This is a genomic window from Streptomyces sp. NPDC058457 (assembly GCF_042720695.1).
GTDB lineage: Bacteria > Actinomycetota > Actinomycetes > Streptomycetales > Streptomycetaceae > Streptomyces.
The window spans coordinates 76,025-92,801 of sequence record NZ_JBHXLU010000024.1 but is presented as its reverse complement, the minus strand read 5'-3'; the positions used below and the strand labels follow the sequence as shown (position 1 = coordinate 92,801).

The 16,777-nt window shown below is 68.2% G+C and carries 16 protein-coding genes; 6 read left to right on the top strand and 10 right to left on the bottom strand.

What is annotated here, in order from left to right:
* Positions 1–77: 77 nt before the first annotated feature.
* Both ACFWPS_RS20770 and ACFWPS_RS20765 read left to right on the top strand, forming a co-directional pair.
* Positions 78–527 (top strand): hypothetical protein, encoded by a 450-nt coding sequence (locus tag ACFWPS_RS20770; protein ID WP_383707143.1) that lies wholly within the window; start codon positions 78–80, stop codon positions 525–527.
* Positions 528–1,037: 510 nt separating this feature from the next.
* A complete protein-coding gene (locus tag ACFWPS_RS20765) occupies positions 1,038–1,169 on the top strand; it encodes a hypothetical protein (RefSeq protein WP_383707141.1) in 132 nt (43 codons plus the stop codon).
* A gap of 1,284 nt (positions 1,170–2,453) precedes the next feature.
* Here ACFWPS_RS20765 and ACFWPS_RS20760 read toward each other — a convergent pair.
* Positions 2,454–2,765, bottom strand: coding sequence for a hypothetical protein (locus ACFWPS_RS20760; RefSeq protein WP_383707139.1), 312 nt, complete (start codon positions 2,763–2,765; stop codon positions 2,454–2,456).
* Between the two features lie 108 nt (positions 2,766–2,873).
* On the opposite strand from ACFWPS_RS20760, the gene ACFWPS_RS20755 reads away from it, so the two are divergent.
* Both ACFWPS_RS20755 and ACFWPS_RS20750 read left to right on the top strand, forming a co-directional pair.
* A complete protein-coding gene (locus tag ACFWPS_RS20755) occupies positions 2,874–3,704 on the top strand; it encodes a hypothetical protein (RefSeq protein WP_383707137.1) in 831 nt (276 codons plus the stop codon).
* Positions 3,694–4,857 carry a helix-turn-helix domain-containing protein gene (locus ACFWPS_RS20750; protein ID WP_383707135.1) on the top strand — a complete coding sequence of 388 codons (1,164 nt, stop codon included), beginning with the start codon at positions 3,694–3,696 and terminating at the stop codon, positions 4,855–4,857. Before ACFWPS_RS20755 ends, ACFWPS_RS20750 begins: the two co-directional genes overlap by 11 nt.
* 11 nt (positions 4,858–4,868) lie before the next feature.
* On the opposite strand, the gene ACFWPS_RS20745 is transcribed toward ACFWPS_RS20750, so the two are convergent.
* Positions 4,869–5,570: a hypothetical protein gene (locus ACFWPS_RS20745; RefSeq protein ID WP_383707133.1), complete on the bottom strand. Its 702-nt coding sequence runs from the start codon at positions 5,568–5,570 to the stop codon at positions 4,869–4,871.
* A 1,050-nt stretch (positions 5,571–6,620) separates the two neighbouring features.
* Between ACFWPS_RS20745 and ACFWPS_RS20740 the strand changes: the two genes are divergently transcribed.
* A complete protein-coding gene (locus tag ACFWPS_RS20740) occupies positions 6,621–7,097 on the top strand; it encodes a hypothetical protein (RefSeq protein WP_383707131.1) in 477 nt (158 codons plus the stop codon).
* A gap of 22 nt (positions 7,098–7,119) precedes the next feature.
* Here the strand turns inward: ACFWPS_RS20740 and ACFWPS_RS20735 are convergent, their stop codons facing one another.
* Together ACFWPS_RS20735 and ACFWPS_RS20730 are read right to left on the bottom strand one after the other, a co-directional pair.
* Positions 7,120–7,293 carry a recombinase family protein gene (locus ACFWPS_RS20735; protein WP_383707129.1) on the bottom strand — a complete coding sequence of 58 codons (174 nt, stop codon included), beginning with the start codon at positions 7,291–7,293 and terminating at the stop codon, positions 7,120–7,122.
* Positions 7,294–7,332: 39 nt separating this feature from the next.
* A complete protein-coding gene (locus ACFWPS_RS20730; RefSeq protein ID WP_383707127.1) occupies positions 7,333–7,569 on the bottom strand; it encodes a hypothetical protein in 237 nt (78 codons plus the stop codon).
* Here ACFWPS_RS20730 and ACFWPS_RS20725 point away from each other — a divergent pair.
* Entirely contained in the window at positions 7,559–8,152 is a 594-nt protein-coding gene (locus ACFWPS_RS20725) for a hypothetical protein (protein WP_383707125.1), read from the top strand. The genes ACFWPS_RS20730 and ACFWPS_RS20725 overlap by 11 nt on opposite strands.
* A gap of 99 nt (positions 8,153–8,251) precedes the next feature.
* Here the strand turns inward: ACFWPS_RS20725 and ACFWPS_RS20720 are convergent, their stop codons facing one another.
* From ACFWPS_RS20720 to ACFWPS_RS20695, 6 genes are all read right to left on the bottom strand, one after another.
* Positions 8,252–8,566 carry a hypothetical protein gene (locus ACFWPS_RS20720; protein ID WP_383707123.1) on the bottom strand — a complete coding sequence of 105 codons (315 nt, stop codon included), beginning with the start codon at positions 8,564–8,566 and terminating at the stop codon, positions 8,252–8,254.
* 360 nt (positions 8,567–8,926) lie between these two features.
* Positions 8,927–10,867 carry a hypothetical protein gene (locus ACFWPS_RS20715; protein WP_383707121.1) on the bottom strand — a complete coding sequence of 647 codons (1,941 nt, stop codon included), beginning with the start codon at positions 10,865–10,867 and terminating at the stop codon, positions 8,927–8,929.
* Between the two features lies 1 nt (position 10,868).
* A complete protein-coding gene (locus ACFWPS_RS20710; protein WP_365567364.1) occupies positions 10,869–11,441 on the bottom strand; it encodes a hypothetical protein in 573 nt (190 codons plus the stop codon).
* The gene (locus ACFWPS_RS20705; protein WP_383707119.1) at positions 11,438–12,799 is read right to left on the bottom strand and encodes a dsDNA nuclease domain-containing protein; all 1,362 of its coding nucleotides are present in this window, start codon (positions 12,797–12,799) and stop codon (positions 11,438–11,440) included. Before ACFWPS_RS20705 ends, ACFWPS_RS20710 begins: the two co-directional genes overlap by 4 nt.
* Positions 12,800–13,924: 1,125 nt before the next feature.
* On the bottom strand, positions 13,925–14,890 hold the full coding sequence (locus tag ACFWPS_RS20700) for a pirin family protein (protein ID WP_383707117.1): 966 nt from the start codon (positions 14,888–14,890) through the stop codon (positions 13,925–13,927).
* Positions 14,891–14,931: 41 nt separating this feature from the next.
* Complete coding sequence (locus ACFWPS_RS20695; RefSeq protein WP_383707115.1) at positions 14,932–16,527, bottom strand: serine/threonine-protein kinase; 1,596 nt, start codon at positions 16,525–16,527, stop codon at positions 14,932–14,934.
* Positions 16,528–16,777 lie beyond the last annotated feature (250 nt).

The window sequence follows — 16,777 nt, the reverse complement described above, 5'->3', positions numbered from 1 at the left end:
CCTCCCGTGATCTTTGCAAGGAGACCAATCGAGCGAACGCGCTGGTTATTCCACTTGCAGGCAGTCCGAAGAGCCGTGTGGCGGCAGAGGTGGTCGACCACGAGCAGTTCCTCCTGGCCGACGGCGACTTCGTCTTCGCCGCGGAGTTCGCCCTGCCCGCCGTCGAACCGCTCGCGGAGGGTGTGTCGATGCGAGTGTGGCGGGCCCGTAACCCAGTCAGCGCCCTCGTCTACGGCTACGGCGGGCTCAAACTGATCCGCCGCTCCTCGCTGCGGGAGCTGGGCGAGGCGGTCGACGTGCTGGCCGTGCTGCCCGGCCGGATCGAGTTCACCGGCGACGTCGCCGGGACCACCCGACCGCGGACCGGTGCGCACGGTGATCTTGCTACAGCAGGACGGGCGCTACGCCCGGGTGCGCTTGGACTGGGGGCTGTAGGAACCGGGGGTGTTCGTCACCTCGGTGGACGCTCGCGAACCGGTCGCCGCCGATTTCGTGGCGGACCACTTCGCCACCGCTCGGCTCAATGACAGGTGGATCGTCGAGCTAGAGAAGGACACGGCCCGGGTTCTCGTCGACTGCGAACGCGGTACAGCGCCGGCGCCGTTGTAGCCCGATGGCAGGCTGGGCGCCGGACGGTTCTCTGCCCCGCTCCGAGCTGAGGCGGACGTTGGTCAGGTGCCCTCGGTACGCGACCGGGGGTGAGGGGACTTGGGGTTCCGGACGCCGAATGCGTGTCGGCCGGCCCCCGGCTGGCTCCGCGCGCAAGGGTGGCGGGGGACGCACACCGGCACATAAATGAGTGGGTGTATCTACACGCTGAGGCCCTGGCCTGCGGGTTTTCCGCAAGCCAGGTCGGCGGCTTTCTAGGGTAGATATCGCGGATTCCGCAGACTTATCACTGACGCCGGTCGGAAAGGGCCCGTTGCCCCTGGCGAGAAGGCGGTGGAGTACCGCCGATAGTGTAACGTTGCGTTCAATACCTCCTCGGTACGCCCGGGTGGCTCCAGCTGGTCTACCCAGCGAGAGGAGGTGTAGGTGTGCTCACCGGAACGAGCCCCGAAGGGGGTGATGATCCGGTGTGGGTGAAGCTTCTTCGCCGGGCCACGGATGTGGCCCGGTTCGTGGGAGCCGTCCTCCAGGCCGCGTACTTCGGCCGGAAGGACTGGTGACCTGCGGTTAGAGAAGCTGATGGGCCCTAACCCCCGGCCAGGGGCGGGCCCATCGTCGTCCAACACCGGTTGCTAGACCGTGAGGCCCCGCGCACTGCTTCCAGGCGAGCGTGGGGCTTCGCGCGTGTAGGACGTTGTTACAACGACTCTTGGTCGTGTGTCTACACTACCACGACTTTGGAACTATTCTTAAGTCTTCCAAACTCCCGTTTCCGGCACGATTTCAGATGCGTGAAATCAACTTGCTGATATTTCTGTTTTTGATTTTGTGGTTGGCGCCAAATCACGTTCACCAAACGTGATTCAGCTGTTGGTCGACTGGCTTTCATTCCAGACGACTCTTCAGCGTGCTGTGGTCCCGGAAGCGTGGTCGGCCGCAAGCTGGGCTCCCCCGGATAACGGGCCTGGCCGGCGGTGCCGGGACCGGCCCGATCGGGTGAAGGCAGGAACGGGGACTCGCGTCAGGGGGGTGCCTCGGTCAATGTGCGGTCAACCTGGCTGGTTGCCCGGAGGTCAAGGGGAGGGTCCTCGGTGGGGATGTCGCGCGCAATCGTGGACGTCCCGAGTGCGGACACGGAGCAGGCCCGTCTACAGATGCGCACGGCCGTGTGGAGTGCGGTGGACGGGCGTCCACCGATGTATATGGGTGGTGGACGCCGGTGGACAGGTCGCGGACCACGGCAAACGTGGTCGTGGAAGCGGGTGGGCCGTCGCGCGTGGAGCACTGGTGGACATCGGTAGACGGACCGTGGAGCGGGGTAGACGGGTTGTCCACCAGGGTGTTTGCTGGCGCGCCCAGAGGCAATTGACCGCCATCTGGACGGGGTTGCGTCGGTCAACCTTGACGGGTTGGCCATGTGGCCACGGGAGTTGACTCTCGGGTTCCGCCATCACCCGTGCGGCCACCCTGCTCGGCGACACGGGTGTGGGAGGGCTACCTCGTCGGCAGCCAGGCCCGTTATCCACTGAGCGTGGGCATGTCAAGACGTGGGGGCACCTACAGATGGTGATGCACCCTCCGTGATTTCGCTCGACCGGCTTTTCTCTGCTGGTCGGAGCGCGGTTCTCAATAACCTGGGGGAGTACGCGGGGCTAACTGTACCGGGAGGCACTGCCTGATCCTCTCGCGCTCGGCGGGGATCGTTACTGGTCCCCGCCCCATGGTGGCGTTCAACGGTTCAACTACCCGTTGGGAACTGGCGGCCTACGTGTACCCCTCGCATGATCTGACGTTTGTCACGGCCGGATGGACCGCGCGAAAGGGGCCCACGACCGCCCACGCGACTACAGCACACTGTGCAGGGCGTTCTCCTTGAAGCCGTCGTCGTCCTCGTGGTAGCGCCGGCCACGGCGTCTGGGTTGTCGGCGCGGGAGGACTCGGTGACCAGTCCGCGGCGGGGCCAAGCCCGATGGGCTGGACATCTGGGCGGTGCACGGACGGCGGCCCGCCATCTTCTTGGCCGCCTCCGCCTCCGCCTTCGCGGTCGTCTTCGTCTTCGGCTTGGGCAACTCGTGCACCGCGGCCTCGTTGGTCGACTCGCCGCGGGAGGTCTTCGTCTTCTGCGCCGACTCCTGCAGTGCGGCCAGGTCGAGCACCCGTGTCCGCTGCTCGACGCCGGGTCGGGGTAGCCCCGTCTGTTCCCTGTCGGCCGCATACTCGAAAGCAGATGTGCAATTTGACTGTGATCAACTAAAGTGATAGCAATGCCGTCGCGCTTCGATGTGAAGCCCTCAACCGAAAGGGTCGGTTGCATGGACATCCCTGTTTCCGCCTGGGCCAGCGAGTTGTTCACCGACGAGGGGACGGCTCGGACCGTCCGTGACCGAATCGGTCAGGCACTGGTCGACATGCAGGCCAACGCGCGCGCCTCGCATCTGGAAGCGGATGTGACCTCCACCCAGGTGCACGGCATTGCCCGTTACCGCGGAGCGTTCGAGCGGGTCAGTGAGCAGCTGGCGGACCTCCCGGGCGCTCAGCTGGTGAAGCCCAACGGTTTCCAGTTCGACCTGGTCCGGATCGGCAACGGACTGCTGTACCCCTTCTGTTTCGCCAAGAAGGACACCAACGTCCGCGCGGCGCGGATCCAGAACGTCTGGTCGGTGATCCGCGAGCTGTTCGCCTTCGCTCCGCCCTCGGAGCAGGCGGACCTCTTCGGGGAGTACGCCTTCGACCCGAGTGCGGTCGTCCTGCGGCCGAAACTAGCAGCCCTGCCGGAGGGTACGCGCCTGGTCCTCGTGCCCTTCGCCTGCAACGCGTCCGGACTTCTCAAGCCCTACTGGGGTGTTGCGGCTCTGGCGGACGAGAGTGGCACCCTGGAGTGGGTCATCGACCCGGAGTCGCTGCCCTTGCCGGTCGCGCCGACTCCGAAGCTCACGATCCCGCAGCAGATGGCCGACCACCCGGGCTTCGACGAGGGCGAGCAGCCCCTCGTCGCCCTGGCTCCTCGCCCTGACGCGGAGCGGAAGCTCGATGTCGCCCCGGTGAGCGAAGTGGCCCCTATTTTGCCTCTGAACAGCGAGAACGATGAAATCTGACCACCCCGTCCTTCCGGGACTGGAGGACCGCGCAGCCACCCCTCGGGCCGTGGCCGACGCCTTCGACCCCGCCCGGCTCACCCAGGCTCGGCGTCTCGCCGGGATGACCAAGAAGGACGTGGCCGACCACCTCGACGTGACCCCGGCGGCGGTCGGCCAGTACGAGACGGGCGCTTCCCGCCCACGCCCCGACCTAGTGCCGCACCTGGCGAAGGTTCTTGACGTGCCGGTGGAGTTCTTCATCGCCGGCAGGCCGAGCCAGCGCCTCGACTCCTCGATGGCCCACTTCCGCAGCCTGCGCAGCACACCGAAGGCCCAGCGCGAGCGGGCCCTGGCGTTCGCCGAGCAGGTCTGGGAGCTGACCTACGCGCTGGAGCGCCGGGTGCAGCTACCGCCCGTGGACCTGCCCGGCTTCGCCGGCGGCGAGGTGCACCCTGGTATGGCTCTCCCGTCGGAACCGACCGCCGCCGCACAGGAGTTGCGGCGTCAGTGGGACCTCGGGGACGGTCCGGTTACCCATCTCGTGCGGCGCATGGAGGCGCACGGCATCGTGGTGGTCTTGCCGACGGAGGCCGATGCCGCTGCCGCGACGGTCGACGCCTTCTCCTCGCGCTCGGCACGCCCGCTGGTGGTGCTCACCCGCAACCGTGCGAACGACGTCTACCGTCACCGCTTCACCGCGGCCCACGAACTCGGCCACTTGCTGCTGCACGGCGAGGCCACCGGCGACAGCCGGCAGGAACGGGAAGCGGACGCCTTCGCCGCGGAGTTCCTCACGCCACAGGCCAGCATCCTGCCCTTGCTGCCGCGCCGGATGGATCTGGGACATCTAGTCGGCCTGCCTCGGACCTGGGGGGTGTCCGTGCACTCCCTCGTGTACCGCTGTCGCGAGCTGGGCGTGATCTCCGACGCCACGGCGAGCCGTACCTACCAGCGGCTACGGGCCTTGGACAACCAGCCCGGCTTCGCCCCGGAGCCGGTCACCGGCTACCCAGGGGAGCAGCCGGTCCTGTTGTCCCAAGCGTTCGACCTGGCGACCCAAGAGACGGGGCTGGGCGTACGAGAACTGGCCCAGGAACTGGCCTGGCCGCTGTCGCGGGTCAGGGAACTGCTGGGGATGCCGGACAGCCGGCCGGTACTGCGGCTGGTGTAGCGAAGGAGCTCTCACCGCCGTGACCCGCGGCGGGCATACCAGGCCCCGGACGGCTCGCCGTCCGGGGTGCCAGGCCTACACAGCACGCCATGCGGGGCGTTCTCGGTGAAGCCGTCCTCTTCCCCGCGGTAGCGGCGCATCACCTTGGAGCCGGGGGCCCATCCGCCCTGCTTCTCCGCCACGGCGTCGGGGTTGCCTGCGCGGGAGGACTCGGTGACCAGTCCGCGGCGGGGGCTGTGCCCGGTGGGCCGGATGTCCAGCTCGGCGCGGGCGCCGATGCGGGTCAGGATGTCGCCGACGGTCACGGGATCGATGCCGCCTGGCAGTACGGTATTCCATCGATTGTGCACGGCGCGGAACGCGAACGAGTCGGGATCGACGTCCTCGCCCAGGTCCTGCTTCCAGCGCCGCCAGGCGCGCACGGGACAGAGGTGAGCGCGGGAGCCGTAGGGGATCTCGACCTTGCGCGGCTTCACCGTGGACACCCGGATGTCCACGATGAGCCCGCGGCCCTCGGGGTCCTCGGCGATGTCGCGCACCCGGAGGTGGGCGAGTTCGTGCTCGCGGCCGGCGATGGCGAAGTGCAGCGTCATCAGGGGGAGATCGCGCACGCCGAACCGGTTGTTCGGGAGGGCGGCGGCGACCTTCTCCATGTGGCGCACCGGCAGGGCGGGCGCCGGGCCGCGGCCGCGGGTCTCCCCGTCCTTCTCCACCTGCTTGACCTTCGCCTTGAGCAGGGCGCGGGCCTCCTCGGCGATGTCCTTCTGCAGCTGCAGCTTGAGCTGCCGGCGGGCGGTGACGACGACCCCGGACAGGCGGCGGTCGATGGTGGCGGGCGCGGTGAGCTTGCCGGGCGGTTGTTCTCGACGTGGGCGGTGGCCTCGTGGTCGAGCTGGGTGAGGCGGGCCTCGGTGTCCGGGTCGAACTGCAGGGGACGGACGTCGGGGTCGGTCTGACGGGTCATGGCGCTCGCAGTGGCCGACAGATCCGCAGTGGTCATGATCTCCCCTGACCGCCCGTCATACCCGTTTTTCCGTACCGTGCTTCGTCGCATCTGGATTCCGGATATGTGAGCGGTGGCGGCCACGGAGAAGCTCGGTGTGCAACAACCGATCGGTTTGTGGGCACGCGGGGGCAGCGGCTGCAACAGCCTCGACCCGGTGTCCAACAAGGGTGTCTAGCGTGCGCAGGGCAGATGAATGAGACCGTTACGAAACTCTTCTCCCTACTCCACAACCCAAGTGACCTGCTCAAACAAGGGGATTGACGGGCGATCAGGGATGTGAGACGCTCCCTCCCGGGACGCTATTCGTGCGTCCCGCTTCTGTTTGAGGCTCTCCTTCTCGTCGAGAAGCGGGAGCCTTTCTCGTTTCCGACCAGGCCCTCGGCGCCACGCCCCGGGGGCCTTTCTCGTTCCTGGAGGCTCCCGCCTTGCTGTCCGCTCTCTCTCCCGGCACTGTCTTCGGCGTGCCGGTCTCGCTGGCGCTCGCCGCCGCCGCTGTGCTGGTGTCCATCCTGCTGCTGGTCGGGGTCGTGGCATGGGTCGCCCTGCGCCGGGTCGACCGGGCCGACCTCCCGGTCGTTCTGTTGGGGCTGGCCCATGTAATTTCCGCGCTGTGCGGGCTCCTGCCGTGGGGGCGGCCCACGCCACCGCCGGCACTACCGCAGCAGTCAGCCGGGGAGACGGAACCCGTGGCCGGGTCGACCGTAGTCCTCATGCGTGCCGAGCCCTCGGAGCCCGCTGTCGTACGGAGGGAGGAACGATGAAAGAGCGTGTGTCAGGCAGCAGATATGTCGACCGGCCTCGCGTCGAACGCACTACCGTGCTGGCGGAGGTGCTCCGCGGCCTCGGCAAGGAGCGCGCGATCATCTTCCTGGCCGTCGTGCTCTACAACGCCTCGGACGAGTTGGTGGCCGAGAAGCTCCAGATCGATCCGAAGCGAGTGCGCCTGTCCTTCAGCAAGACTGTCTCGGCGTTGCGTCATCCTTCGCGGGCCCTGGAGCTAGCGGACTACGCATACGAGATTGATGCGTTTGATCCCACAATCCTGATTGATAGTGAGTTGCGCTCGCTCATCCGGGAATGGCGAGTAGAGGAGATGTTTGAGCCGCTTTGTCAGCAGTGCTGGCGCCCCATGGACGTCCCGTGGTCCGCTCGCGGGCCGTCACGAACGGGGCGCCCGCGCCGGTACTGCTCCAATGCCTGCCGCCAGAAGGCGTACCGGACGCGCCACCCTTGATGCCGCTACGAGGTGCGCGCCCTCAGGGGCGGCGGTTGGTGGTGTTGGCGAGCATTCGGCGGACGGTCTCCGGGTCCCAGCGCTCCCCCCGCTTCGGGCGGATCCCCTCGGCCTCCAGGATTCCGGCGATCTCGCGGTAGGACAGTTCGTCCTCGTCTCGGAGTTGGCGGGCGCGGGTGCGGCCGGCCTGCTCCATCTCCTCCTCGGTCAGCTCCTTCTTGTGAGCCTGCCATCCCTACGGCGGGGGGCCGTAGGCGTACTGGCCCTTCTCGCCCTTGATACGGCGGCCGCGGCGGAGCTTGGCCACGGTCATGCTGCGGTCGAGCTGGGCGAAGACGCCCATCATCTGGCGCATGGCGGTACGCATCGTGTCCTCGGGGTCGTCGGGCAGAATCTCGCCCTGGTCGGCCATGAACGCGCGACCGCCGTGCTTCCAGCACTGAGCCAGGTTCGGGGCGACGATGCCGTGCACCCTCTTCTCCTCGACCCACAACAGGGCGCCGGCCAGCTCCGGCCGCTCGTCCCCGGCGATTGTGCCGGACTGCGCCTTCTCGATGAACGTGGAGGCGGCGTATCAGCTCTTCGGCGGGGTGCACGCCCTGGCCGGCCTCGCCGACGACGCCCCCACCCGGGCCCTGCGCCAGACGTGCATCGACGTGCTGTGCGCCTACCTCCGCTTGCCTTACACCGCCGAGCCCGACCTTCCGGCGGACGATGCGGAGGCCCGGCACGCCTACCGAGCCCTGCGGGAGGTCCGGCACACCGTCATCCGCCTCATCCGCGACCACCTCCGCCTTCCCTCCGAACACCCGCACTCCTGGCAGGGCCAGGACTTCGGCCTGACCGAGGTCACGTTCGACGGCGGAGACTTCTCCGGCGCGAAGTTCCGCGACAGCAGGGTCACCTTCGACGGCGCGCAGTTCTGCGGCAGCAGGGTCACCTTCGCTGACGCCCAGTTCTTCTTGGGCAGCAGCTCCTGGTTGATCCGTACGTTGACCGTGGCGTGCGGCTGGCCGGTGACGCGGGCGAGCTGGCCGACCAGCGTGTTGAGGTAACCGCGGGGGTTCGGTCCGAGGTCGACTTCATCCTCGACCGGGCCGAAGTCGTCGCCCGGGAGGGCGCTCGGGCTGGTGCACGGGGTACCGACGCAGTGGTCACGCGCCGTGCAGAGGATGCAGACGTGCTCGTCGCAGCGGGCGCAGGAGACGATGGCAACTGTCGCTGTGGTCGTAGGACCGTCCGGGGTTCTCCCGGTCCCACTGGTCGGCCAGGGTGATGCACTCCCCGGTGCAGGGCCTCGCCTCCCGGAGTTCCTGCTCGGGCACGGACTCGCCCCGGGCCAGCAGCTCGGCGCGCATCTTCTCGAACCGTTCGCGGATCTCTGCGTTCCGGCGGGCGCGGGCGGCCTTGCACTTCTCGCGCTCGTCGCCGGTGAGATGCTGCCAGCAGGCTGCCACCGGGACCGGCATGCCGTCGTACGCCCGGCCAGTCCGTGATCTCGTGGCGGCACGGCCACCGGGCGCGGGTGAGACGGGTGCAGAACATGCTGGGCCTCCGGTGGTGCGGGCGCCGGCTCATGCGCGAGACCCACACCTACGGGGGAAGGCAAGGGTCTCGGTGCTCCGGGCCGTGCCATGCCCGAGGTGGGTTGGACCGAGCACTGCCCATCAGTCCCTGGGGGCGGCGAGGAGGGTCGCCTTTCTCGCAGGGTCTCGCACGACCAACGAGGGGGTAGTCGCGACGTCACGCTCACGACGACGGAGTCGTGCCGAACTCGGCGTGGACAACGGCTGGTTCGTTTCGCGAGCCAGGGCGCTCGGAACTTCTCGTCAGCTCTCCGCCTGGCTTTCGATACGCGTGACGTGTTCGGGGCCGGGGTGGTCGACGCCGGGAACCATGGGGTTTTCGTAGTCGAATTCCACCTTGCCGAAGGAGTCGCTGGTAATGGGCGGGGGGTCGTTGTCGGCGATGATCAGTTGGAGGCGGTCTCCGTAGGCGTCAGCCAGCGTCCTGAAACGGCTGTAGATCTCAGCCGCACGTTGCCGGTCGGAGTCGTTGTTTCCGAAGGCCTTGCGCGGTGAGTCGATCACGAGAAGAGACGGGACCAAGACGTCGGCGTGGTCGAGGCCGAAGGCGAGGAGGGTAAGGCTGTAGGCAAGGTTGACGGAGGTGGCGATGCCGCCGCCGGAGGCCTGCAGGCTTTCGAAGGGTTGTCCGTCGACCACGGGCAGGTAGCTGTCGCGGTCGATGACGGCCGTTTGGATCCACGGCAGGTGCCAGCTGGTGAGCAGGCGGCCGAATTCGGTGCTGAGGTCGCCGAGCAGTGTCTGGCTGGCTTTGAGCTGCTCGGCTTTTTCCTTGATGTCCTTGTTGACTTGCCGGCGCTCGGCCTTGATGTCGCGGATGTCCTTGTCGATGGCGCGGACACGCGCCCAGGATTCCCGCAGTTGGGTGATGGCATCGATGCTGGCTTTGAGCCCGGCGACGCGGGTGCTCGCATCGGCGATGGCGTCGAAGCGCGGTGCGACCGCATCGCGGGTCTGGGCGTCGAGCTGCCGACGCAGGCTGGTGACGGTGAAGTTGAGTTGTTGCGACTGCTGCCGTGAGGCCTGCAGGTGCGCCTCGTCGGACTGCTCGACGTGCTGCGCGTCCTCAAGCTGTTGCTGCAGGACTGTGCGTGTCTCTTCGATGGCCGCCGGGTTGACATCGGCCTCGACGGGATCGGGCTGGAGGCAGACGACGCAGTGCCCGTCCTGAACGGCCCGTGTGGTCAGCGACTGCATACAGCGCGGGCAGACGACGAATTCGAAAGGGGACAACTGATCGATCGCGGTGGCCGACCGCGCGAGACGGGAAAGGTCGAGCTGGACCTGGGCGACCACCGCCCGTCGTGCCTCCACAAGGTCGGCGGAAGCGGAAACTTCCTCCTCGGCTTGCCGGGCGGCGTGGATTGCGGCCTGCAGTTCCTCCCGCAGCGCGGTGTCGGCCGCCGTCTGTTCCTCCAGCTCGGTGCGGAGGCTTGCCAGCGCGGACTCGGCCCGTCCCAGAGTGTCGCGCAGCTGCACGAGTTCGGCCCGTAGCTCGTCGTCGCTGCGGGGATCGGAGGCCGCGAGGAACTGGCCGACGTTGTCGTGCTCGGCGGATCGGGCCTTCAGCCTGTCCGTGAGCCGACTCGCGGTGGCCTTGAGCTCCAGCAGCACGCTGTCGGTTAGCGCGAACATCAACCGGAAGAGCTCTTTGCGCTTGGGCTCGAACCAGGAGTCCAGGTGTCCGACGACTTGCCGGTCGATCTCGCGGGCCTGGAGATAGACGTAGGCGTACAGGTCGTTGAAGGTGAGGTTCTGCGGCCGTGCTGCTCCCTCGCGGCGCGCGGCGATCTGTACGCGGGGAAAGCCCAGAGCGTCCAGCAGGTGGTCGGAGAGCGTCGTGCCGCCGTTGTCCGTGCTGCGCAGGGGCAGGGTGCGCTCAAGGGCGAGGGAGTGCGGGTCCAGAAGGTCGACGGTATTGGCGGTCTCGCCCCCGATGGTGCGCCGCAGGACGAGGCGTTCGGTACCGGCCACGACCTCGGCCTGGACGGACAGGACGTGGTCGCGGACGGCCGGGGTGAGCATGGCGGCCCCGCCGAGGGCGTGCTTGAAGAGCATCAGCAGACTGGACTTGCCGGTGCCGATGGGGCCGGTGATCACGGTGGCCGGGCGATCGAAGCGGTAGGTCTTCTCCGTCTCTGCGGTGGTGACGGTCAAGGCGAGGACGCGCAGGTTGACGGCCATGTCAGATCTCCGTCCGCCAGGGCCGGTCCACCGCATCGGGCAGACGGTCGTAGATGAGGTTCTTCAAGGCCGATCCTGTTTTGTTGAAATGCTTCTTGAGGAGCTTGATCCGGCTGGCGACGACGGACCATTCCGGGGTGGAGGCCAGGGCGGACGCAGCAGCGGCGCCCTGCTCGGTGACGCGGAACTCAGCTCGGGCCGTATCGCCGTAGGTGATCAGGCCGCGGGCGGCGAGGGAGCCCAGAATGCTGTAGTAGCGCTGATCCCAGGGCCCGTACTTGTAGCGGGTCATCCGGCTCTCCACCGCCAGCCGCTCCTCCGGGGACGGGGCGGTTCCTTCCGGCCAGGAGGCTTGACCGGCCGGCAGGAGACGCTCCAGCATCGCCGGGTAGCGCAGCAGGAAGTCGAGTTTGGCGAGCTTGGTCAAACCGGTGAGACTGCTCTTGGCGGTGGTGAACTGCGCAATGAGCAAGAGAACCCGCGCTTCGTGATACTGGCTCTCGCGCTGCTCGGCCTGCCGCCGCAGGGTCCGCATACGGCCGGCCGCCGCCTCGAAATCGGCGCCCGGCGTCATGACGCTTCACCGTCGGCGTCGAAGTTCTCGGAGAAGTAGAAGAGGCACTCGTCGCAGAGCTGATATGCCAGCCCCAGCAGATGCTGGTCTTTCACCAGGAACGGAGGCGGCGTGGACAGCCCGTCGACCTTGAGTCGCTGGGCGATCAGGTCATTCATCATGCTGCCGTACGCGCTGCCGTCCTGGATCTGCGAGCGGGCGTGGCGCTTGCACTCGAAGACGACTTCCAGGACATCCGTGGACAGGTTCAGAAGATCGGTGTCGTCCCCGGTGAGGCCGGAGCGTCGCTCGGACCACGTGGCGTACCACGCCGAGCGGAGCCGTTCCGCGAACGCGGCCTCGTCCGAGGGGACCAGGCCGCGCGACAACTTGCGCTTGAGCCTGGCACCCCCCGGCGCTACCAGGGGGACCTGGCCCCGTGGGAACGTGGCTAGTTGGACTGACGTGTACGCCATCTCTGCACGGAGGACGTCGCGGGTGATGGTCCGTCGCGCGATGCGCTGCCGCATCTGCGTGCTGTAGCGGACGCGGCTCGGATCGGCGAGGTACGCGGCGAGCTGGCCGCGATCACTCTCGTCACGATTGGCGCGCTCGATCCGATCCACGATGTTTCGGTAACTGGCCGCCATGTCGACATGCGTCAGCTGCAGACGCTCGACCGCGGGCACCAGCAGACTCTGGATGTTGACGTCCGTGATGTGTGCACGCTGGGGAGGATCGCAGGAGATCTCCAGGACCGCGAGGAACTGTCTAACCCTCTCCGCAAAACCTGACGGTATCTGGATGTCCGCGAGCGGCACTTTGGGAGTCTCGGGGACGTTGTCGTAGGGCTCGTCCCAGCGGACCTTCAACATTTGGCGGGCGACCGTGTCGACCATGGCTGACAGGCCGTCTGTGATCTCGGGATCCGGACCGCACATCCGAGCCAGGGGACCGGCATTGGCTGGATTCATAGCCGCGTTGGTGGCCAGCCTGAGCCGCACGTTTGCGGCGCACCCGCAGGCGCACCAGCGGTCGAAGAGGTGGGTAAGGCCGCCGGTCTTGCACAACTTGACGAGCGTCCAGGTGCCTTGGTTCTCTTCGCGATGCTTGACCGAGACGAGTTCCACGGCCCCGTCTGTGAATGCCACTACGAAGTCTTCGTGCCATTCACAGACGACGAAGTCGATCCCGTCTTCTGTGAGCATAGCTAGGCAGTCCCGCGCGGCTACTTCCGCTTGGTAGCGGTAACGGCCCAACGTCTCCGAGCCGCTGTCTTCGCGCGGGGCGAGCCCGAAGATCGCGTGCGGCGAACCGTCCGGGCCCGTGGCAGTCTCAGGAGCCCCGGCACTGGTGGCTCTGCCCGACGCATCGACCATTAACGTCCCCCGCCCCGGCCCCGTATGAGAGCGCGTACTCTTCCGCCTCCGCTCCGCCAGCGGACGTGAAGATCTCTACCCGTATCACACTCCAGGGTCGTCACGTAACTGTCCGTCGCGGGATTGATGGTGTCGGTTGGAAGCGGCTCGTCTTGGGCGGCGCTCTGACGGTCGCACGCTTGCCATCGGTCGCCTTGGGCGATGCCACCTTCGGGGTCTGGACAGGCTGCGTCGAGGCGGGGCTCCTCGCGCGGGTCGGATACGCGAGGAAACCGGCGACGGCCAGTAGCGCGGCGAGCACGAGGCCACCCAGCAGAGTACGTCGCAGTACCGAGGAGAGGGACTCGTAAGTGCGTTCCTGCGCGGATCGGGAACGCGTCTTCGACATCAGTGAACTTGCGTTCCCATCGCCGAGGAGAACGCGACGATGCTGTTGGTTGCACCGAGCAGTAGCGCGCAACCGGCGGCGACTGTGCTCAAGGTGCTCGACTAGGCATCCCCGTTCAGTGCTGCTCCTCGCGCGCAGGGATGGTTCCTCTCCGGCGCGCCAGAACGAGCTGGTGACTGGCTGTTCCCCGCGCCCGCGGCGATGGTTCCTGCTTCGCGATCACCCTGGACGGGTATGCACCCTGCTTCCTGTACCCGCAAGGATGGTCCCCAGCGCGTGAGCTGTGCGGTGGAGGCGAGCTTCGGAGCGCTGCCGGGCGAACCGCTTCTGAGGCACTGCCCAGTGATACGGCGCCCGGGAGTGCCAAGCGCTGGGTTTGTGGAGACCCCATAACTGGGACTGCGGTCAGCATGGTTCCTGCAGGGCAAGGCGATTTTCGCTGCCCGCGGGAAGGGCCGCCCGCAGGCGACTCGCAGTGCGAGTCCGAGAACGTCGAGGTGAGTGTGGCGCGCGAAGCGAGGACGGAGCCCTCCCCAGCGGTGTGACTACCTGTCAGTAAAGTCAGCATTGGGTCAGCATCAGTCCGATCAAAGCTGACTACGGCTGGCGAAACCTGCACCTTGAGGTGCGGTGGAACGAGTGGTGTGACAGGGGTTTGCTCTTGCTGTCTGTGCGAACCGGGCGGGGTGTGTTTCACCTCGCCCGGTGCTGTGTGTGTCAGGTTGTGAAGTTCCTGCTCAGCGCACTCGACCCCGCGGTTTCAGCGGCACCGGCGGCAGTTCGGGGGCAGGCAGAGGTGCTCCGTCATAACCCTTCACTTCCCCAAATCGCGACCCGCTCATCCAGTCCTCGCGAGCCTGTTTGATATCGTCCTGGGTACGCCCGACGAAGTTCCACCACATGATCAGCTCCTCCTCGAACGGCTCGCCGCCCAGGAGCATGATCGACGCGTCCGACTCCGCGCGCAGCGGGAGTTCGGTGCGGCCGCAGCCCAGGTAGAGCATCGAGCCCGGGAGCACCGGAACGCCGTCGACGTGCACCTCGCCGGACATCGCCAGGACGCCGTACTCGAAGTCGGGCTCCAGGGGCAGGCGCAGGTCGGCGCCCTCGGCGAGGGCCAGGTCCGCGCCGACGATGGGGGTGAACGTCGTACCGGGGGACGTCGCGCCGTCGACGGAGCCGAGGATGACCGTGGCGGTCAGGCCGGGGGCCGTGACCGTCGGCAGATCGGGGTGGTGTTCGAACCTCGGGTCCGTGTGGCGGTGGGAGTCCGGGAGGGCCACCCACAGCTGCGCGCCGTGCAGGTACCGGGCGTGCGACTTGGGGCTCTCCTCGGAGTGGCTGATCGCCCGGCCCGAGGTCATCAGCCCCAGCTCGCGCGGGCGGATCGTCTGGAGGCTGCCGGTGGAGTCGCGGTGCAGCACCTCGCCCTGGTGCAGCCAGCTGACCGTCTGCAGCCCCATGTGCGGATGCGGCGGGACCTGCATCCCGGGCTCGTCGGCGATGTCGTCGGGTCCGTAGTGGTCGACGAACGCCCATGCGCCGATCATGCGACGGCCGAGGTTCGGCAGCAGCCGGCGCACCTCGGTCGACTCGCCGAGTTGCACGTGGCGGGGGCTCAGCAGCTCGCGGACGGGTTCGGCGACGACGAATCCGCGGCCGCCGCACACGCTCGGAACGGGCGCGCGGTCAAGGTTGCTCATGCCGGACAACTTAGCGGCCGAAGGTCCCCGTTGCCGAGCGGTCAGCCGGTCGTACGGAATCCGTCCCTCACGTTGTCGAAGACCGGCCGGTAGGTGTCCCACTGCGCGTCCGGCGCGGAGAGGTAGATGTCGTACTCCCGGCCGCCCTCCGTGCCGTAACCCAGGTCGATGGCGCGGAAGACGCGGGCCCGGCCCCGGAAGGTGAACTCCCAGATCGCGGCCGGCTGCCCGCGGAAGGCGGTCCGCTGCATCCGCAGCCTGCGGTAGGTCGGGTAGTTGACCCTGGTGTTGGCCTCGATGTCGGCGAAATGGGTGACGGGGTTCGCGCCGGCCGGTTCCACCACGCCGATGGTGACGCCGGCCAGGCCGGTCGGGTCCTTGTAGGTGACCTCGTCGGTGGCGCGGGTGCCGGCGGTCCAGTCGTCGGGGACGGGGAAGGAGACGCCCAGGCTCTTGTCGGTGACGAGGTGGTAGCCCTGGGGGAGGGGAGACGGAGAGGGGGCCGAGCTCGCCGTCGTCGTCCTTGGCGTCGTCGTCGGGTGTTTGTCGTCGGGTGTGCGCGGGAGCACGAGGGCCGCCGTGACCGCGGCGGCCGCCGCGAGGGTGAGCGCCCCGGCCGCCAGGACGACCCGGCCACGCCGGGCGCGCCGCCGGCGGCGACCCGCACCGGCGGCCCCGCGCACCGGCTCGGCGTGCACCGGCTCGGCGTGCACAGGCCCGGTCGGCTGCGGCTCGGTGGCCGTCGGCCCGGTCGGCTGGGCCCCGGCCGGCACCTGCTCCGTCCGCGTCGGCTGCCGCCGTGTCGTCGCCTCCGTCACCGCTCCGGACCGGGTCGCCAGCAACGCGCGTTCCGTCTGCTCGGCCGAGGGGCGGTCCGCCGGGTCCTTGGCGAGCAGCAGCTGGACGAGCGGCTCCAGCGGGCCCGCCTGCTTCATCGGCTCGACGGGGTCGGTGACGATGGCGTACGCCGTCTCCATCGCGGTCCCGCGCCGGAACGGCGGCCGGCCCTCCACCGTCTGGTACAGCGTGGCCCCCAGCGACCACAGGTCCGAGGCCGGACCCGGAGTCAGGCCGCGCAGCCGCTCCGGGGCCATGTAGGGGATCGAGCCGACCATCTGGCCGGTCTGGGTGAGTGTCGACGAGCCGGCGGTCAGCGCGATGCCGAAGTCGGTGAGCACGATCCGGTCGCCGGGGCCGAGCAGGACGTTGCCGGGCTTGACGTCCCGGTGCAGGACGCCCGCGGCGTGCGCGGCACGCAGCGCGCCGATCATGCCGAGGCCGATCCGGGCGGCCTCCTCGGGCGGGAGCGTCCGGCCGCCGTCGAGGAGGTCGGCGAGGGTGGGCGCGGCGACGTACTCCATCACGACGCAGGGGCGGCCGTCGTCGTCCACCACGTCGTGCACGACGACCACGTTGGGGTGGACGACCCGGGCCGCGCTGCGGGCCTCGCGGCGGGTGCGTTCGTAGAGGGTGGCCAGTTCGTCGTCGGACAGGTGCGGGCGGGGATGCAGCTGCTTGAGCGCGACCTGCCGCCCCAGCACCTCGTCCTCGGCCCGCCATACGGTGCCCATGCCGCCGCGTCCGATCCGTTCGGTCAGCCGGTACCGCCCGGCGACCAGCCGCCCCTCGTCCGACACCGCCCGTCCTCCGCCAGCTCTGTCCGCGTTCGATGAGTCCGGTCACGATAACCGCCCGTTGCTGGTCACCTGTTCTGATCTGTCGGCTGCCGGACCTGTGGTCCTGGGAAGATGAGGGAGGCCGGGGCTTTCCGGCTGTGAATCAATCGGAAAGTGCCGCGCGGGGGGGCGAATAAAACTAGAACCCCCCCCCCGCGGTGGTCGGGGTCAAGTCGGGATAACTAAACGGGCCGGCCGGTTTCAAACGTGG

Excerpts from the sequence above, each read along its gene's own strand:
- ACFWPS_RS20740 (WP_383707131.1), top strand. The coding sequence starts at position 6,621 with ATGAAAGAGCGTGTGTCAGGCAGCAGATATGTCGACCGGCCTCGCGTC.
- ACFWPS_RS20700 (WP_383707117.1), bottom strand. The coding sequence starts at position 14,890 with ATGAGCAACCTTGACCGCGCGCCCGTTCCGAGCGTGTGCGGCGGCCGC.
- ACFWPS_RS20715 (WP_383707121.1), bottom strand. The coding sequence starts at position 10,867 with ATGGCCGTCAACCTGCGCGTCCTCGCCTTGACCGTCACCACCGCAGAG.
- ACFWPS_RS20735 (WP_383707129.1), bottom strand. The coding sequence starts at position 7,293 with ATGGAGCAGGCCGGCCGCACCCGCGCCCGCCAACTCCGAGACGAGGAC.
- ACFWPS_RS20755 (WP_383707137.1), top strand. The coding sequence starts at position 2,874 with ATGCCGTCGCGCTTCGATGTGAAGCCCTCAACCGAAAGGGTCGGTTGC.
- ACFWPS_RS20750 (WP_383707135.1), top strand. The coding sequence starts at position 3,694 with ATGAAATCTGACCACCCCGTCCTTCCGGGACTGGAGGACCGCGCAGCC.
- ACFWPS_RS20705 (WP_383707119.1), bottom strand. The coding sequence starts at position 12,799 with ATGGTCGATGCGTCGGGCAGAGCCACCAGTGCCGGGGCTCCTGAGACT.
- ACFWPS_RS20710 (WP_365567364.1), bottom strand. The coding sequence starts at position 11,441 with ATGACGCCGGGCGCCGATTTCGAGGCGGCGGCCGGCCGTATGCGGACC.
- ACFWPS_RS20720 (WP_383707123.1), bottom strand. The coding sequence starts at position 8,566 with ATGCCGGTCCCGGTGGCAGCCTGCTGGCAGCATCTCACCGGCGACGAG.
- ACFWPS_RS20725 (WP_383707125.1), top strand. The coding sequence starts at position 7,559 with ATGCCGTGCACCCTCTTCTCCTCGACCCACAACAGGGCGCCGGCCAGC.